We start from the raw sequence: 17067 nt of genomic DNA, 5'->3' as shown, positions 1-17067 counted from the left end.
AATGCTTATTCTGCTTAATATTCCTATTAGAATAATAATTGCTGCTTGGACAGCCTTTTTGCTCTGATTGACAGCTGATAGCCAGGATGCTACCCAGCACAAGGAGTAATATTAATTTCTGCATAGGGTAAGGATATTAAATGCAAGATAATCAAAATATGTCACTTATATGTTATGCATTTACGGGGCAGCGGGGCATAGATATTCACGAGGTTGTATCAAGAGTAATTCCCGGATTTAACTCAGAGAATTTGTGTTCAGGAAATTCCCTATGTCATCAAATTACTTTTGATATAACCTCGCTATAAAAAATCAACAAACAGCGTTATTTCCCTTCTTCCGGCAGATCCTTGAACCAGCTGGAATACAGGATATAATTATTCGCAATCCTGTTGATCTCGCCGCCAATCAATGACTCACTGATATTCTTTACTTTCTTTGCAGGCACACCCGCATAAATGGCTCCTGCTTCAACCTGTGTATTTTCCAGCACCACAGCGCCTGCAGCGATGATGGTATTACTGCCAATGTGTACATTATCCATCACAATAGCCCCCATCCCAATCAGCACATTATCTTCGACCGTACATCCATGTACAATCGCATTATGGCCAATGGACACGTTATTTCCAACAATCGTTTTTGTCTTCTCGTAAGTGGCGTGAATGCAGGCACCGTCCTGTACATTTACCTTGTTTCCTAAACGGATGCTGTTTACATCTCCCCTGATCACAGCATTGAACCAGACGCTACACTCATCCCCCATGATCACATCACCTACGATCGTTGCGTTTGGGGCTATAAAACAGTCCTTTCCCATTTCAGGCATTACTCCTTTTACCGGCAGAATGTATGGCATTTACTTAAGTTTTGCCGGCAAATTAGCACTTACAATTGATTTAAATAATGCTGCGGATCAGGTAACCAAATCGTGAGTTGCTCTTTATGCTAAAAAAGATCGTCACTATACGTCCTTAAGCGAACTTAATTGGCCGTACAATTACTGGTTTAAATTAAACTACAACACTATCAATACACTTATAAATACGCAGGGGCATATCATTTTCGTATTTTTGCGGGCAAATGAATATGCGGGCAAATGAATAACAGGCAACTTTTTTTAAGACACGTAGCGCAGTTATCAGACGCGCCATTAGGAATTGAAATGGTGAAGGCATCAGGCATGTACATGTGGGATGTGGACGGAAATAAATTACTGGACCTGATAGCCGGAATTAGTGTATGTAATGTAGGCCATTGCCATCCGGCAGTAGTAAAGGCCATACAGGATCAGGCAGCCACCTATATGCACCTGTTGGTATATGGGGAGCTGGTGCAGTCGCCCCAGGTAGCATTTGCTACCCTGCTCACGCAGCATCTACCTTCTTCATTAGATAGTGTATACTTTACCAATTCAGGCTCCGAAGCAGTAGAGGGGGCCATGAAACTCGCAAAGCGGGCTACGGGCAGAACAGAAATTATCGCCTTTGAGAATAGCTACCATGGTTCTACACAGGGCGCTATGAGTATCATGGGAGATGAAGAATGGCGAAATGCGTACCGCCCCTTATTACCCGATATCCGGCATTTGAAATACAACACCAGGGAAGCCATAGATCGCATCACGGAAAGAACAGCCTGCGTAATCGCAGAAACAGTGCAGGCAGAAGCCGGGGTAATCGTTCCATCGCAGGAATGGATGAAGGCCCTGCGCGAAAAATGTACCCAAACCGGCACCTTGCTGGTGCTGGATGAAATACAGTGTGGACTCGGCAGGAATGGCTCCCTCTTTGGTTTTGAGCAGTTCGGTATTGTGCCTGACATCCTCTTATTAGGTAAAGCTTTGGGTGGCGGAATGCCAATGGGGGCTTTCATCGCTAACAGGGAAATTATGTGGACCCTCACCAATAATCCTGTATTGGGACACATGACCACCTTCGGTGGCCACCCGGTGATCTGTGCTGCTGGTATGGCGGGTTTCAAAGTCCTGCTCGAAGAAAAACTGACAGACACCGTGAAAGCAAAAGAGGCCCTCTTTAAAGAATATCTTGTACACCCTGGCATCAAAGCCATCCGTTCACAAGGCCTCATGATAGCCGTAGAACTGGAAAGCTTCGCTACGAACAAAAAAGTCATCGATGCCTGCATAGAAAAAGGTGTCATGACCGATTGGTTCCTCTTCGCTCCGCAATGCCTGCGCATCGCGCCTCCCCTCATCATCACAGCAGACGAAATCAAATTCGCCTGCAATACCATACTTGAGGTTTTAGATTCAATCGCCTGAGTGTCAACAGGGGTTTTGAATACGCTGGTCTGAGCCAGCGTATTCAAAACCCCTGCCGGCCCTGCGGAAAATCACGAAGCGATTTTCCGCAGGGCCAACTTTTTAAATCAAACACCAATAAAAATATTTTGTAATTCCCCACGAAACACTAACTTTGAATTACAAAGTACTTTAGTATGACCGATGAGCAACACCTAAACACCCTAAGTGATATCAAGCGAATCATGGATCGCAGCAGCCGCTTCCTCTCTCTCAGCGGCTTAAGCGGTGTATGCGCTGGCATCTCCGGCCTCATAGGTGCTGCCTTTGCCTACATCTGGATCAGTGACTACTACATCCGCTGGGAAACCTCCGGTATCTTTAACCGGCAGGATTTCAACATACTAAAAATAAAACTCACCATCCTCGGCATCATCGTTATGGGCATTGCCCTCGCTGGCGGTACCTACTTCACCTGGCGCAAAGCCAGGAAAAACGGTCTCCCCATCTGGGATAAAACCTCCCGCAACGTTCTCTATAGTGGGCTTATCCCCATGGTAGCCGGCGCTGCCTTCATCGCCGGGTTGGTCTACAATAATCTTGAAATACTCGTGGCGCCTGTCTGCCTCCTCTTTTACGGACTGGCACTGGTCAACGCCAGCAAGTACACATTCAGGGATATCAGATACTTCGGGATCATTCAAATCATACTGGGGATAATCAATGTTTTCTATTTGCACCGCGGGCTGTATTTTTGGGCCTTCGGATTTGGTGTATTACACATTGTATACGGTGTGATGATGTGGTGGAAGTATGAACGCAATGGTAACTCAGAAGACTAATCATCTCCTGTTATTGCTTTAATTATTGAACTTTTTAGAACCTGGTAAGTAGTGGCCATAAACAATCCCATAGGTAATCTGAATAAAATCTTCGACAGCAGGATCCGTCTTGGTGTCATGAGCATACTTATGGTCAATGAAGAAGTCAGTTTCAACGATCTCAAACAGATGCTGGAACTCACCGATGGTAACCTGGCCTCGCACCTGAACACACTCGAGGAAAACGCTTTCCTCAAAGTGCACAAAGGATTCATTGGCCGCAAAACAAATACAACTTATCAAATCACCAAAGCAGGTGAAAAAGCCTTCAAAGGCCACCTCGCTGCTCTTGAAAGCATGATTCGCTCTATCGAATAAATTTTTTTTATCCCTATACTTTGAAATACAAAGCACTTTAAAAGAATATCATCATGGAACATCAACATCTTGCAAATGCAGGACAGGAGAACTATACTCCTGCCCCAGGGGAAGACTTTTCCAAAGAAAACCCTTCCTTTATGAAACGATACGCTTATGCCATCAAAGCGGTCATCATCGGCGTCCTCGTACTCCTGCTCCTTATTCCCACTGCTATGATTATGGGCCTGATCTCAGAAAGAGAACAACGCAGTAATGAAGCAACTGCCGAAATCAGCAGCAAATGGGGCGATGCGCAAACCCTCACCGGTCCTATTATCATCATTCCCTATGTTGATACCCCCGGTCATCGTGCCTACGCACTCTTCCTGCCCGATAAACTGAACGTGAATGGAGAACTGTTGCCCGAAATGCGCCACCGCGGCATCTATGAAACCGTTGTATACAGCTCACATCTCCAGATCAGCGGCAACTTTGCCCCGCTCGTCACAGATATTCCTGATGATAAATTACTGGTCAATGAAGCTGTGATTGCCGTTGGCCTCAGCGATATGAGAGGGATCAGTAACCAACCCAATATGCAGTTCAATGGCAAAGACTATCTCTTCTCCCCTGGCGTAACCATCCAGAGTGTTTTCAACAATGGTATGCAAACACGGATCCCATTAACGAAAACAGATAGCGGCTGGATGGCAGGTAGTTTTTCTATTAACCTTGATCTCCGTGGTTCCGGGCAAATGCATTTCTCCCCTGTCGGTAAAACCACCCAGGTCAATATTAATTCCAACTGGCCCAATCCCCAGTTCGATGGCCAGTTCCTGCCTGTGAAATCCGATATTACATCCAGGGGCTTTACCGCTGCCTGGCAGGTTTCTCACCTGAACCGCAACTTCCCCCAGACAATGACCACAAAAGATGAAGTAAACCTGCGTAACTATGATTTTGGGATCAAATTATTCCTGCCAGTCGATGGCTATCAACAATCTACCCGCGCAGTAAAATATGCTATCCTCATCATCGGCCTTTCATTCCTTGTTTTCTATTTTATTGAATTACTCAAGCGCCTGTATGTTCACCCCTTACAATATATACTCATTGGGTTTGCCCTTGTACTCTTCTATACCTTATTAATCGCCCTTGCAGAACAACTGAATTTTGGTCTTGCTTACCTGGTAGCGAGTGGTATGACCATTGTGCTTGTCACCGCATATACCGCAGGTATCTTTGGCAATTTCCGTGTGGGAGCTGGGATTGGTGGCGTATTAGTTGCATTATATGGGGCTATTTATGTCATTCTCCGTGCAGAAGACCTGTCTTTGCTCATGGGTAGCCTGGGATTATTCATTATACTCGCCATTGTAATGTACTTTAGCCGTAAGATCAAATGGAAAGAGTTGAAGGGTCAGATATAAGATTGCTTTAAACATATGAGTTATCTCAAAAAACGACTGCGCAGTTTTGGTTTTGCATTTGCTGGTATCATCGCCTTTGTACGTTCTGAACCACATGCCCTGCTGCATTTTATTGCGACGATCATCGTCGTGGCCGCTGGCTGCTATTATCATGTCACTGCCATGCAATGGATCGCCCTGCTGATAGTAATGGGGATTGTCTGGATCACTGAAATGCTGAATACGGTCCTGGAGAAAGTGATGGATCATGTAGCTCCCGGTTATCATCCCCGTGTGAAATGGATAAAGGATGTGGCGGCAGGTGCAGTACTGATTGCTGCCATCATCGCTTTCGTGGTTGGGTTAATTATCTTCATTCCATTAATATTCTAAGGCAGCCACTGGCCTGGGCCTAAATAAAAACGCTTTTGCCGAAGGCAAAAGCGTTTTTATTTGCAATATTATCAGTAAGATTAGAAGTCAACCCCCATACCGAAGTACCAGATCGGCTTCCCTCTAAAGAACCCAACAGCCGGCCATCCTGCATCTATCCTCAGGAAATACCCCGCAATCGTCGTTCTCGCACCAAATCCATATCCAGCCACAAACGGCCCCAGGAAACCATCCTTCACCTTCACCGTCACTGTTCCATCACTACCATTATAATAAGTATAATTCGCATCCTTAAAGCTCAGCTTACCATTCCACGCCGTTCCAATGTCAATAAACTGTACCAGTTGGAAATTCCTTAACAAAGCGGAGTTAATCGGCCTTTGCAGGAATGTCGCAAACACTGGCAAACGCAACTCGGAGTTAAACACCATCACATTATTACCATTCCTGGCATTCTGCTTATAACCACGCAGCGGTGTCGCCAGTGTCTGGTATGCATAACTTGCATTTGTTGCTACCGGCGTCAGTGTATTGATCTTAGGGATCAGCCAGTTGTCAGTACCACCTAAATAATACAGCAGCTTTCTGTCACCCCATGATAAGTCAGCAGAGAAACGGGTGGCCCAGATAAAATTGCGGTAGATAGACTCATAGTGACGGGCATCGATCCCCATGTTATATGTAAACCTGCCCTTGCTGGCAGGATCAGAAACATTGAATGCCTTATTCACATTACCCGCAATTTTTGATATTGCCTCACCATAGATCTTATACCTTGTACCATGCCAGATGTTCACGGCAGGATTAATGGTATTATCATATACATATTCCAGGCGGGTCAGCACATTTTTATCTACGTAGTTAGGTTCTACCAGTGAGTTTTCTTCAGAGGCCGCAATCACAAATTTATCTACACGATACGCTACCTGCAGGCGAATGCTTCTCGCTTCGTCAAACGGATATTTGATCTCTCCCTGCCACATGTTCGTTTTCAGTTTCGCAGGGAACTCAAGTAAGACCGTACCTGTACTATTCGTACCAATGCCGGTATATTTCGTCACCTTACGGTAGTAAGTGAATTTATAGTCAAAACGTTTTTTCAGATAAGAAGCAGAAAGGAAGTACTCAGTACCATCCAGTGAAGATGGGAAACGGAAACCACCGTTGATCTTGATATCTTCCATCAGGTCACTCACACCCAGGCGGATCATACCATTCAGCGGATCTGTCAATTGAATCGGACCGCTGGGCTGACCGGTAAAGGTCTGATACTTGTTCACCAGGATCGAGTTATCCAGTTGCAGGATGAGGTAATCAGAAGCAAATTTCCATTTATAAGGCAGCAGCTTGGCTTTCTTCAGCAATGGCTCAACCGGTATTTTTATCGGTGTACCATTGCCAGATACATCAGCCATTGAGTTGTTACCCGCAGGGGTATTGACGCTTGTATCCTTTGGATCATTAGCGAATTCACTCTGGAAGAAGTCATTATGCTTCACTGTATCCTTCTTAGGCGCCTGCTGATAAGTAGGCAGGCCTAATTTAATACTATCCTGGTGCATCACATAAGCACGGTAAGCGGTAGGGCGATCGCTCACATTACGCTTTTTCAGTGAGATGGTATCCACTTTCAGCTTTTGCAGGATCTTATAGCCATACTGCTGGATCACCTGGGATACCTCGCTCTGATCGCCGGCACCTCTTGTTTCCTTAATACCATAAGAATAGTTGCTCAGTGGGAAAGTATAAGTAGAGTCTTTGGTAATAGATACTGCCATCACGCTATCAGGTGCATTGGTTCCATATTCCTGCAGGGCAGAATCCAGTTCCAGCGGATCAGGATTGTGCAGGATCTCATTACCTACAAAGAAGAGAGAGTCAACGCCTGCTCTTTCTGTCCTGAAGAAACCGGCATAACGGTTACGGATACCGTTAGCGTCAGATACAAAGGTAAAGTGCGTGGTATTATATTGAAGCGGGTTGCGTGCATCCCCGTATTTCATGTTAGAAAGCTGGGTGATCTGCTTGTCCGCACTCTTGTTCCAGTTGTCTACCAGGAAGATGTTGTAGTGTCCGGCTGGCAGGGTAGTATCCCCACCTTTAGCAGCAGGCGAAGGCCTGTTAGAAGAGAAGATGATACCGCTCTTACCAGGGAAGGCCACGAAAGACGGATCCAGGTCATCATACACATCATTGGTGATTTGCTCGATGGTATTCTTGGCAATGCTGTATACGTAGATATCGGTATGACCATTCTTCACTGCAGAGAGTAAAAGGGAGTTGTCGAATTCGAAGAAATACTTCATATCGATCACCCTGTCAAATTTATTCAGGTCATACTTCATTCTTGTTTTGGTGATCATGTCATATACCATCAGTTTGGTCATCCCTTCTGATTCGTATACGATAGCGAGGCGGTTACCTTTCTGGTTCCATGCCAGCAGCGGGTAGTTAGGGTCCATTTGGTTCGACATCATACGCACCCCGTTTTTCAGCAGGGTAGTAGGATTATCTTCGCCTGTCTGCAGCTGTACCTTGTAGAAACCCTTGGTATATGAAATGACAGCAAAACTGGCATTTTTAGGATTGGCCTGGAAACGGAAGTAATCGGTCCTACCCAGCTCTTTCACGGCAATGGTACGGCCTTTGGTCGATTGCCGGCGACGGCGGTTGTCATCCTGAAAACGCTTGGTATTATATGCGAAGAAGTCTTTCAGGGCAGCTTTGGGTTTGGTATTCAGTACCTGCTCAAAACCTCTTTTCAGACCTCTGTTGATTCGGGAGATATACATCAGGTAAGGAACAGCATCTTTACCATATTTACTTTCTACATAGTACCAGAACGCGTGGCCTGCCAGCAAGGGGTTGTCGTAAGCAAACTGGTAGAAATCTTTATACTTGTTAGACTGGATGGCATCCTTGAGCTGATCATCGAGGGTCGTATTCCAGTCTTCCGCAGCATATGCAATAAATCCATCTGTGTACCACTTTGGAAAGTCGATCAATACCGCGTTGCCTGCGAACTCCCCGATATCTTCTCCGAACAGGAGATTTTCGAGCATTACACGGGCAATACCCTGACGAATTAGGGTACGCAGGTGTTCATGATTACCATCAAAATATACAATCAGCTTATTACCCACCAGCTTGGTAACACCACCAGTGTTTTGCCAGTCTACGCCAATGCCTATATTGGATTGTTTCATCTCCCCGAAGGAGTTGTAAACAACGATATTCACCTTCTGACGAAAAGTGAACTCCATAAACTCTTCCAGCTGGGGTAATTCCTTTTCTGCAACCTGAGCGACGTATTTTCCCAACTCAAGACCGTTTTGGCTGAAATAAGTATTGAAATGGCTGGTTTGATAATAACGCCATTTAAAATTCTTATGCTGTATGCGGTTTTGTCCAAATTCCACGCTATTCGTCTGCGCCATGAGGAGAAACGGGCCAAGTAATAGGGTACCGGTAAATAATAACCTGGTAATAAGTCTGTTCATACAGAAAGTATTGATAATATTGCGTTCTTAATTAAAAGTAACAAAAATCGGTAACAATGCTTGAAATCAAACATTTCACCTTTAATCCGTTTCAGGAAAATACCTATTTGCTCTTAAACGAAAAAAAGGAATGTATAATTATAGACCCGGGCTGTTATTTTGAGTCGGAACGGAAAGAATTATTATCATATATCGAAAAAGAGGGATTAAAAGTTACCCGGCTGCTAAATACGCATTGTCACCTGGATCATATTTTTGGTAACAAACTCGTAGCAGATACATACAGTGTAGGCCTGGAGATCCACCAGCTGGATGCAATGGTGCTGGAGCGTTCACCGGAACTGGGGCAGATGTATGGTGTGCCGTTTGAGGCATCTCCCGCCCCTGTTCGTTTTATGGAAGATGGCGAAAAAATACAGTTTGGGGATAATGAGCTGGAAGTGCTGTTGACGCCTGGACATTCTCCCGGAAGCGTATGTTTTTACTGTGCGAAGCAGCAGTTTGTGATTGGAGGTGATGTGCTCTTTTTCCAGAGCATAGGCCGTACAGACCTGCCTGGTGGTGATCATCAAACATTACTTAACAGCATAGAGACAAAATTGTTCGTATTGCCGGATGAAGTGAGCGTTTGGCCCGGCCATGGAAAAGAGACGACAATCGGTTACGAAAAGCAACATAACCCGTTCTTATAAAATCGCTGGGATTTCAGGAAAAGCAGGGCCTTTCCTGAAATCCCAGCGCGCAAAAGAAATGGCCAGTGCGGAGCACTGGCCATTTCTTTATGCTTATAATTTCGCAATATACTTCCCTACCACCGGCAACCTTCCAAACTCCCTCTTTTCCATCTTCAGCAAGAACCATACATACCCCAGGAACAACACTGTCGCTACCAGCAAATTCCCCGGCTTTGCCGCATACACATCACCCGGAGACAAAATTGTCCTGTTCAGCAGATCAAACAGGTAATACACCAATACCGCACTTCCTATATAAGTAATAATCTTCGGCAGATGATAAGGAACCGGATAATGCTTCTGCCCCCACACATAACAGATCGCCATCTGGATAAAGTAACACACCATTGTCGCCAGCGCCGCACCAAAATACCCGAAGATCGGTATCCACCACCAGTTAAAGAAGAACGTTACCGCCGCCGTAATAAGGGTAATCATCGCCCCGCTCTTCGTCTTATCTGTCAACTTAAACCAGATCGTCAGGTTATAATAAATTCCCAGGAACATATTGCCCAGCAACAACACCGGTACAATCTTCATCCCCGGATAATACACCGGTCTACGCAGGAAGATCTTCCATATATTCAGATAAAGGCTCACGAATAAGAACATAAAACACAACAGGATCACAAACAATTTCATAATCCTCGCATACATCTTCTGTGGATCCTTCCCCTCTGCCTGCTTAAAAAAGAAAGGCTCTGCACCTAACTTGAAAGCTTGTATGAACATCGTGATCAGGATAGCCAGTTTATAATTCGCCGCATAAATCCCGATCAGCTCCTTCTTCAATTCCATATTATGCCCCGGCAGGTACTCCGGCAGGAACCAGGCCCTGTCAAAAGTCTCATTCACCATCCCGGCCATCCCAAAGATGACCAGTGGCAGCGAGTAATTGAGTATTTTCTTCCAGAGACTAAAATCAAAATCAAACTTTATCTTCAACAGCTGTGGCAGGAATAGCAATAAGGTAACCCCACTGCCCAGCATATTGCTCAGGTAAATGAAACTGAGCTGATTGCCGCTATTCACCATGCCCGGAGAAAATTTAGGCAGCACAACCAGGAAGAAAATATTAAATAAAATAGTGGTCAGTATACCCGACAGGCGGATCATGGCATATTTGACAGGCCTGTTCTCCAGTCGCAACTGTGCAAAAGGAATCGCCGTGATCGCATCAAAGGCCATAATCAGCACCACCCATGTATAAGCCATGGGATGTCCTTTCAGGCCCCCCAGGGTACCCAGGTAGGAATTGATGACCGTTCCCCGTAGCAATAACAACAGTATGGTAAAACTAAGCGTGGTAAAAACCAGGGATAACATAGAGGTGCTTAAAACCTGCTGCCTGTTCTCCTGTTTCGCAAAACGGAAGAAGGCCGTCTCCATCCCATACGTGAGAATAATGTTCATGAACGGGATATAGGCATAAACTGTAGACATTTCCCCATAGGTAGCCTGGGTCATTACCTCCAGGTAGAGGGGGGTCAGAAAGTAAGTCAGCAATTTGCTTGCGATGTTACTAAAGCCGTAATAGATGGTCTGTCCTGCCAGTGATTTAATACTACTCAATGCCCTGTATTTTTACCAAAATTAATTATTCCAGCCCTTTCCGGCGAAGCTGTTTTTTGTCAGACTGTTTTTTCTTCAGATTTAGCCGCTTTTCCTTAGCAGCCCTGGAAGGTTTGGTGGCCACACGCTTTTTAGGCCGGATCATCGCTTGCTGCACCAGCCCGTTCATTTTTTTAATGACCAGCTGCTTGTTGCCCAGTTGGCTCCGCTCTTCCTGGGATTTGACCTGGAGCAGGCCTTCACTCGTGAGGCGGTGGGCTAATTTCTCTAATACAAGGGTTTTCTGTTCTGGGGTCAACAATTGGGATGCTGCGATATCGAAGTACCCCTCTACCATGGTTTCTACCTTGTTCACATTTTGTCCGCCCTTACCTCCGCTACGTGCAGTTTGAAAGGTAATCTCCGGCGTGAGATCGAGGTTCATTTAAATTAACTTTTCTTTATAACTGTTTATTGTAACTTAATAAAGGTACAATTATTAGAATTCTTATAGAAGGCACCAACGGCACCGATCCATAAGAATTCACCTAAACCCTTGACTATGACATTCTTCAACCCTGCTCAACTCCGCGTTCTAAAATCTGGCTGGATCATGGCGATCCTTGCATGGCTGCTGCTCTTTATTCCACAGGCACCGGGTTATATAGTTAACACACTTACGATTACAGGTCTCTTAAGCTGGGAATTCGCCGTCAACCGGCGCTGGAAAGACTTTCTCATCATGGTACTGGTATCGGGCATCGCCTTTTCCCTGCAACATGTGCTGATGAATCATTTGCCGGATGGTAACCCGGATGCATCAGGAGCGTTGTCTCATCTCAACCTGTTTGCAGCATTTCTCGTTGCGATCACAACGCATTATCACCTGATGGGGATAGAAAATAAATTCTCTGCCGGCCTACTGGCGACGGCTATATTTTATTTGTTGCCAAAGACGGGCAACCCTTTCAGCAGTAACTATCTATTCACAGGCACTTTGATGAAAGAAGGCCTTGCCCTTGCTTCTTCATTGATCCTGCTATACATGAAAATTGTATGCTATTATGTGATCCTGTTCCTGGTAGAAAATGGTTATCGCCTGCGGCATTTCACAGAGCGCCTGCCTTCTAAAGTACAGGTATATACCAGGTGGGAATATCTCTTTATGTGGATGATGTTGTTCTTCACCTACATGGGTTGTATTGGTGACCTGAGTACCCGCGTACGCATGCTTTTCGAAGGACAACAGATGCCGCAGGAATCTACGCCGATGAGTATTCTCTTTATGATCGCATCTGTATTTTTCCTGTATGTTGGCGCATTGATGCTGCGCAATGTGATCACTGGCAGAGCCTTGACCATTGGTCATTACAGCCCATGGATGCTCTTGCTGCATTTACTGCCCGTAGTGAATATTATCGCCGCCATCACCTGTTTCTTTGCTCCCGAAAAGAGAGAAACACACAAGAAAAATGCAGCGAGCTACCTGCAGGCAAAGCGTGAATATGCACGTAAGGCGATGATTGTAATAGGCCTCGTTATCACGGCTTATAATATTTATACCATGCTCTTTGTACCAACAGGTTTGCGGCTCGTAGCAATCAGTATCCTGGCAGTATTATACCTGCTCAAAATTGGTGCATACCTGAAACTTAATGCCAGTAAGACTTTCGTATACATCGTGGTGATATTGAATATCTTGACGGTAGCTTATGCTTTCAATGATTACTTTATATTTTATCTTGCACTGATATACCTGTATTATTATTTCCTGATTGAGACATTCTATCCTGAACTGGAAGCAGAAGATATTATGGAAATTTCCGACAGGGAGTAAATAAACAATTACAATATGCGCGCAGTTATACAACGGGTAACCCGGGCCTCCGTGACCGTAGATACACAAGTCACGGGCAGTATACAAACGGGTTTGCTGGTACTGTTAGGAATAGAGGATGCAGATCATGCTGAAGACATTACATGGTTGAGTAATAAACTCGTCAACCTGCGGGTGTTTGGGGATGCAGAAGGTGTAATGAACTTATCCGTAAAAGATGTAGATGGTGGCATACTATTAGTAAGCCAGTTCACTTTGTTCGCAGCAACAAAAAAAGGAAATCGTCCCTCCTACATCCGCGCCAGTAAGCCGGATATAGCGATCCCATTGTATGAGCAGATGATACAGCAGCTGAGCCAGGATCTCGGGAAGCCGGTAGCTACCGGCATCTTCGGAGCTGACATGAAAGTGGACCTGTTGAATGATGGACCCGTTACAATATTGATTGATACAAAGATCAAAGAATAGAGAATCGTATTCTTTCAAAAAGCCGGTGCAGGAAGAGCATTCCTTTAAAGGCCGGCTGCAGCCCCGCTAATTAAATTCGGGCAACAAAAAACTCCAAAACATTATGACAATCAAAGAAGCACAGGACCAGATCGACCACTGGATCAACACCGTAGGTGTCCGTTATTTCAGCGAACTCACTAACATGGCTATTCTCACCGAAGAAGTCGGCGAAGTAGCCCGCATCATGGCCCGCAAATACGGCGACCAATCCTCCAAAGCATCCGACCTGCAAAAAGACCTCGCCGATGAGCTGGCAGATGTTATGTGGGTGCTCCTCACCATCGCCAACCAAACCGGTATCGACATGACCACCGCCCTCCAAAAGAATTTCGAAAAGAAAAATATCCGCGATGCCAACCGGCACAAGGAAAATGAGAAATTACACTAAACCCCTGATCACACACAGGCAGGTTTTTTGTTAAATCATCAATATGCAGAAACCCGGATTTTTTAAGAAATACTGGAAAATCCTGAAGCAAACCTTCAGCGATTTCATGGACGACAAGGTACTCAAGCTGAGTGCTGCCTTATCTTACTACACGATTTTCTCCATTGCCCCCATGCTCATCGTGATCATCACGCTATGCGAAGTATTCCTGGGCAAGGACGCAATCGAAGGCAGCATTTACGGACAGATCAATTCATTTGTTGGCAATGATGCCGCCCTCCAGATCCAGCAGATGATCAAAAACGCCGCCCTCTCCGGAGACTCTACCTGGGCCACCGTGGGCGGTATCGTAACCCTGATCTTCGGTGCCACCGGTGTATTTGGAGAAATCCAGGATTCTATCAACTTTATCTGGCAGTTGAAAGCCAAACCTAAAAATGGCATACTCAAAATAGTGATTAACCGTCTCCTCTCCTTTTCCATGGTGATCTCCTTAGGATTTATCCTCCTGGTATCCCTGGCATTGAACGGCCTGATCGAATTATTCAGCACCCAACTGGCCAGATTACTCCCCGAAGTGACGGTGGTATTGGTCTATGTGATCAACCTGGTCCTTACTTTTACCATTATCTCCCTCCTGTTTGCTATCATATTTAAGGTACTTCCTGATGCCAGGGTCAAGTGGAAACACGTGATCGTAGGAGCTATGACCACGGCCGTTCTCTTCATGGTCGGGAAATTCGCTATCGGCTTCTACCTGGGTGCCAGCAAGGTGGGCACTACCTACGGCGCCGCCGGCAGTATTGTGATCATCCTGCTCTGGGTCTACTACTCAGCCATCATCCTCTACTTTGGGGCAGAGTTTACCCAGGTCCACGTCCAGTACCATGGGGAGCAGATCAGGCCCAATGATTACGCCGTTTACTACAAAGAAGTGCCTGTGGAGCTGGAAACCAATCTGGCCGCAGCAGAAAAAAAGCCCCCTACACCATAAGAGTGAGCACAAAAAGTTATATATATTTGCGCCATTATGGCAACAGATCAGAACAAATTCCAGGCGATCATTTCGCATTGTAAAGAATATGGCTTCGTTTTCCAGTCCAGTGAGATCTACGACGGCTTAAGTGCAGTATACGACTATGGCCAGAATGGAGCCCAGTTAAAGAAGAATATCCGCGACTATTGGTGGAAAAGCATGACCCAGATGCACGATAACATCGTGGGGATCGATGCGGCTATTTTTATGCATCCGACTACCTGGAAGGCGTCTGGGCACGTAGACGGTTTTAGCGATCCTATGATTGACAACAAGGATAGCAAAAAACGTTACCGTGTAGATCACCTGATCGAAGCACATGCAGAAACCCTGGAGGCTGCTGCCGGTGAAGAACTGATCGCTAAAATGAACGCTTTGCTGGCGGCTGATGATCTGGCCGGCCTGAAAGCGCTGATCGAAGCATACAAAATTAAATGTGCTGTAAGCGGTACCGTCAACTGGACCGATGTTCGTCAGTTCAACCTGATGTTCTCTACCCAGTTAGGCAGCGTAACCGACGAAGCAAGTGAAATATACCTCCGCCCTGAAACCGCTCAGGGTATCTTCGTGAACTTCCTGAATGTGCAGAAAACCGGCCGTATGAAAATACCTTTCGGTATTGCCCAGATAGGTAAGGCTTTCCGTAACGAAATCGTAGCCCGTCAGTTCATCTTCCGTATGCGCGAATTTGAGCAGATGGAAATGCAGTTCTTCGTACGCCCTGGCACCCAGAAAGAATGGTTCCAGTATTGGAAAGAAGAACGTATGAAATGGCACCTGAGCCTTGGCGCAGATCCGGCTAAATACAAGTTCCATGAACACGAAAAGCTGGCTTTCTATGCAGATGCTGCTGAAGATATCGAATTTGAATTCCCGATCGGTTTCAAAGAAGTAGAAGGTATTCACAGCCGTACTGACCATGATCTGGGCAGACACCAGGAGTTCAGCAAGAAGAAAATGCAGTACTTCGATACCGAGATCAATCAGAACTATATTCCATATGTAATCGAAACATCCATCGGTCTGGATCGTATGTTCCTCCTCACCGTATGTAATGCTTACGCAGAAGAAGATCTGACCAAAGATGGTAAGGAAGACAGCCGGGTAGTATTACGTTTCCCTGCGAAACTGGCGCCAACCAAACTGGCGATCTTCCCACTCACTAAAAAAGACGGTTTACCAGAAATTGCAAAGGAATTGATGGACATCTGTAAACCTCACTTCCATACTTTCTACGAAGAGAAAGATGCAATCGGTAAGCGTTATCGCCGCCAGGATGCGATCGGTACACCATTCTGTGTAACCATCGACCACCAGACCAAGGAAGATAACACCGTTACCATCCGTTACAGAGATTCCATGGAACAGGAAAGAATTCCGCTGGACAAAGTGAAGGAACTCGTTTTAAACAAGATAAACGAATAATAATCCGGGTTTGAGCCCTGCGCCAGCACGGCCCAAACCCGCCCGTAAAGAATTGGCCCGGTCCTAAGGACCGGGCCAATTCTTTACCAATTATCCATATAACTCCTGGTGAATATCATGCCTGTCATACCCCATCCCCAAAATCTTCCCCTTCGCCTCATCAATCATATTCTTCCACCCACATAAAAAGAAATACGCCGGCTCCTTATGCACCGCCAGCAACTCCTCATAGATCAAATGCACATACCCCCGCTTCCCGGTCCACCCATCCTCACACCTCGACAAAGTAGGGCTATAACTAAACCCCTCCAACTCTTTTTCCAGCTGCCACAACTCTTTCGCATACAGTAAATCACACTCCTTCCTGCACCCATAAATCAAATGAATATCCCGATGTGGGATCCCATGTGTATGTATATGATGCGCCATCGCCCTGAAAGGAGCAACCCCCGTACCCGTACAAATCAAAAACAAATGCCTGTCCAGCTCCTGCGGTAAGGTAAACACCCCCAAAGGCCCCTTCACCGGAATCTCAGTGCCCACATTTACTTCATTGAATAAATAGGTGGTGCCCGCCCCGCCTTCCAGCAAAACGATCACCAGCTCAAACATATTCGTGCCATCCGGCGCCGAAGCTATAGAATAGCTCCGCCATCGCTTTTTCTTTTCTTCATGAATAGGAAGATCAAGGGTCACAAATTGTCCGGGTTTAAAATCAAATCTTTCCAGCTCCCTAATCTGTATCCAGAACCTTCTTGTATTATATGTCTCCTGCACGATGCGGGTCACATAACCATTGTGCCAGTTGTCCTGCATATTTAGTGGAATTTATTACTTAAA

The 17067-nt window shown here is 45.6% G+C and carries 15 protein-coding genes and 1 pseudogene; 11 read left to right on the top strand and 5 right to left on the bottom strand.

Features of this window, described 5'->3' with window-relative positions; translation table 11 throughout:
* Positions 1-325 precede the first annotated feature (325 nt).
* The gene (locus U0033_RS19975) at positions 326-859 is read right to left on the bottom strand and encodes a gamma carbonic anhydrase family protein (RefSeq protein WP_072358442.1); all 534 of its coding nucleotides are present in this window, start codon (positions 857-859) and stop codon (positions 326-328) included.
* A gap of 240 nt (positions 860-1099) precedes the next feature.
* Here U0033_RS19975 and U0033_RS19970 point away from each other — a divergent pair, with 240 nt between their 5' ends.
* From U0033_RS19970 to U0033_RS19950, 5 genes are all read left to right on the top strand, one after another.
* Positions 1100-2284 (top strand): aspartate aminotransferase family protein, encoded by a 1185-nt coding sequence (locus U0033_RS19970; RefSeq protein ID WP_072358440.1) that lies wholly within the window; start codon positions 1100-1102, stop codon positions 2282-2284.
* 176 nt (positions 2285-2460) lie between these two features.
* The gene (locus U0033_RS19965; RefSeq protein WP_072358438.1) at positions 2461-3105 is read left to right on the top strand and encodes a hypothetical protein; all 645 of its coding nucleotides are present in this window, start codon (positions 2461-2463) and stop codon (positions 3103-3105) included.
* A gap of 51 nt (positions 3106-3156) precedes the next feature.
* Positions 3157-3462, top strand: coding sequence for a winged helix-turn-helix domain-containing protein (locus U0033_RS19960; protein ID WP_245801727.1), 306 nt, complete (start codon positions 3157-3159; stop codon positions 3460-3462).
* A gap of 53 nt (positions 3463-3515) precedes the next feature.
* On the top strand, positions 3516-4874 hold the full coding sequence (creD, locus tag U0033_RS19955) for a cell envelope integrity protein CreD (protein WP_072358436.1): 1359 nt from the start codon (positions 3516-3518) through the stop codon (positions 4872-4874).
* Between the two features lie 15 nt (positions 4875-4889).
* Positions 4890-5246, top strand: coding sequence for a diacylglycerol kinase family protein (locus tag U0033_RS19950; protein WP_072358434.1), 357 nt, complete (start codon positions 4890-4892; stop codon positions 5244-5246).
* Between the two features lie 80 nt (positions 5247-5326).
* On the opposite strand, the gene U0033_RS19945 is transcribed toward U0033_RS19950, so the two are convergent.
* On the bottom strand, positions 5327-8746 hold the full coding sequence (locus U0033_RS19945; RefSeq protein WP_072358432.1) for a hypothetical protein: 3420 nt from the start codon (positions 8744-8746) through the stop codon (positions 5327-5329).
* Positions 8747-8802: 56 nt separating this feature from the next.
* On the opposite strand from U0033_RS19945, the gene U0033_RS19940 reads away from it, so the two are divergent.
* The gene (locus U0033_RS19940) at positions 8803-9438 is read left to right on the top strand and encodes an MBL fold metallo-hydrolase (protein WP_072358429.1); all 636 of its coding nucleotides are present in this window, start codon (positions 8803-8805) and stop codon (positions 9436-9438) included.
* Positions 9439-9531: 93 nt separating this feature from the next.
* Here U0033_RS19940 and U0033_RS19935 read toward each other — a convergent pair whose 3' ends face one another.
* A complete protein-coding gene (locus U0033_RS19935; protein WP_072358427.1) occupies positions 9532-11052 on the bottom strand; it encodes a lipopolysaccharide biosynthesis protein in 1521 nt (506 codons plus the stop codon).
* 25 nt (positions 11053-11077) lie between these two features.
* Positions 11078-11476 (bottom strand): annotated as a pseudogene (gene arfB, locus U0033_RS19930) (alternative ribosome rescue aminoacyl-tRNA hydrolase ArfB); the annotation flags it as partial.
* 117 nt (positions 11477-11593) lie between these two features.
* Between arfB and U0033_RS19925 the strand changes: the two are divergent.
* From U0033_RS19925 to U0033_RS19905, 5 genes are all read left to right on the top strand, one after another.
* Positions 11594-12868, top strand: a complete 1275-nt coding sequence (locus tag U0033_RS19925) for a hypothetical protein (RefSeq protein WP_072358422.1) — start codon at positions 11594-11596, stop codon at positions 12866-12868.
* Positions 12869-12883: 15 nt separating this feature from the next.
* Positions 12884-13336: a D-aminoacyl-tRNA deacylase gene (gene dtd / locus U0033_RS19920; protein WP_072358421.1), complete on the top strand. Its 453-nt coding sequence runs from the start codon at positions 12884-12886 to the stop codon at positions 13334-13336.
* 103 nt (positions 13337-13439) lie between these two features.
* Positions 13440-13766, top strand: coding sequence for a nucleotide pyrophosphohydrolase (locus tag U0033_RS19915; RefSeq protein WP_072358419.1), 327 nt, complete (start codon positions 13440-13442; stop codon positions 13764-13766).
* Between the two features lie 43 nt (positions 13767-13809).
* Positions 13810-14760 (top strand): YihY/virulence factor BrkB family protein, encoded by a 951-nt coding sequence (locus U0033_RS19910; RefSeq protein WP_072358417.1) that lies wholly within the window; start codon positions 13810-13812, stop codon positions 14758-14760.
* A gap of 36 nt (positions 14761-14796) precedes the next feature.
* The gene (locus U0033_RS19905; protein ID WP_072358415.1) at positions 14797-16227 is read left to right on the top strand and encodes a glycine--tRNA ligase; all 1431 of its coding nucleotides are present in this window, start codon (positions 14797-14799) and stop codon (positions 16225-16227) included.
* A gap of 90 nt (positions 16228-16317) precedes the next feature.
* On the opposite strand, the gene U0033_RS19900 is transcribed toward U0033_RS19905, so the two are convergent.
* Positions 16318-17043 (bottom strand): ferredoxin--NADP reductase, encoded by a 726-nt coding sequence (locus U0033_RS19900; protein WP_072358413.1) that lies wholly within the window; start codon positions 17041-17043, stop codon positions 16318-16320.
* Positions 17044-17067 lie beyond the last annotated feature (24 nt).

The organism is Chitinophaga sancti (assembly GCF_034424315.1).
Lineage (GTDB): Bacteria > Bacteroidota > Bacteroidia > Chitinophagales > Chitinophagaceae > Chitinophaga > Chitinophaga sancti.
Note: the sequence above shows the minus strand (reverse complement) of the source record. Positions and strands in the feature narration are given on the sequence as shown.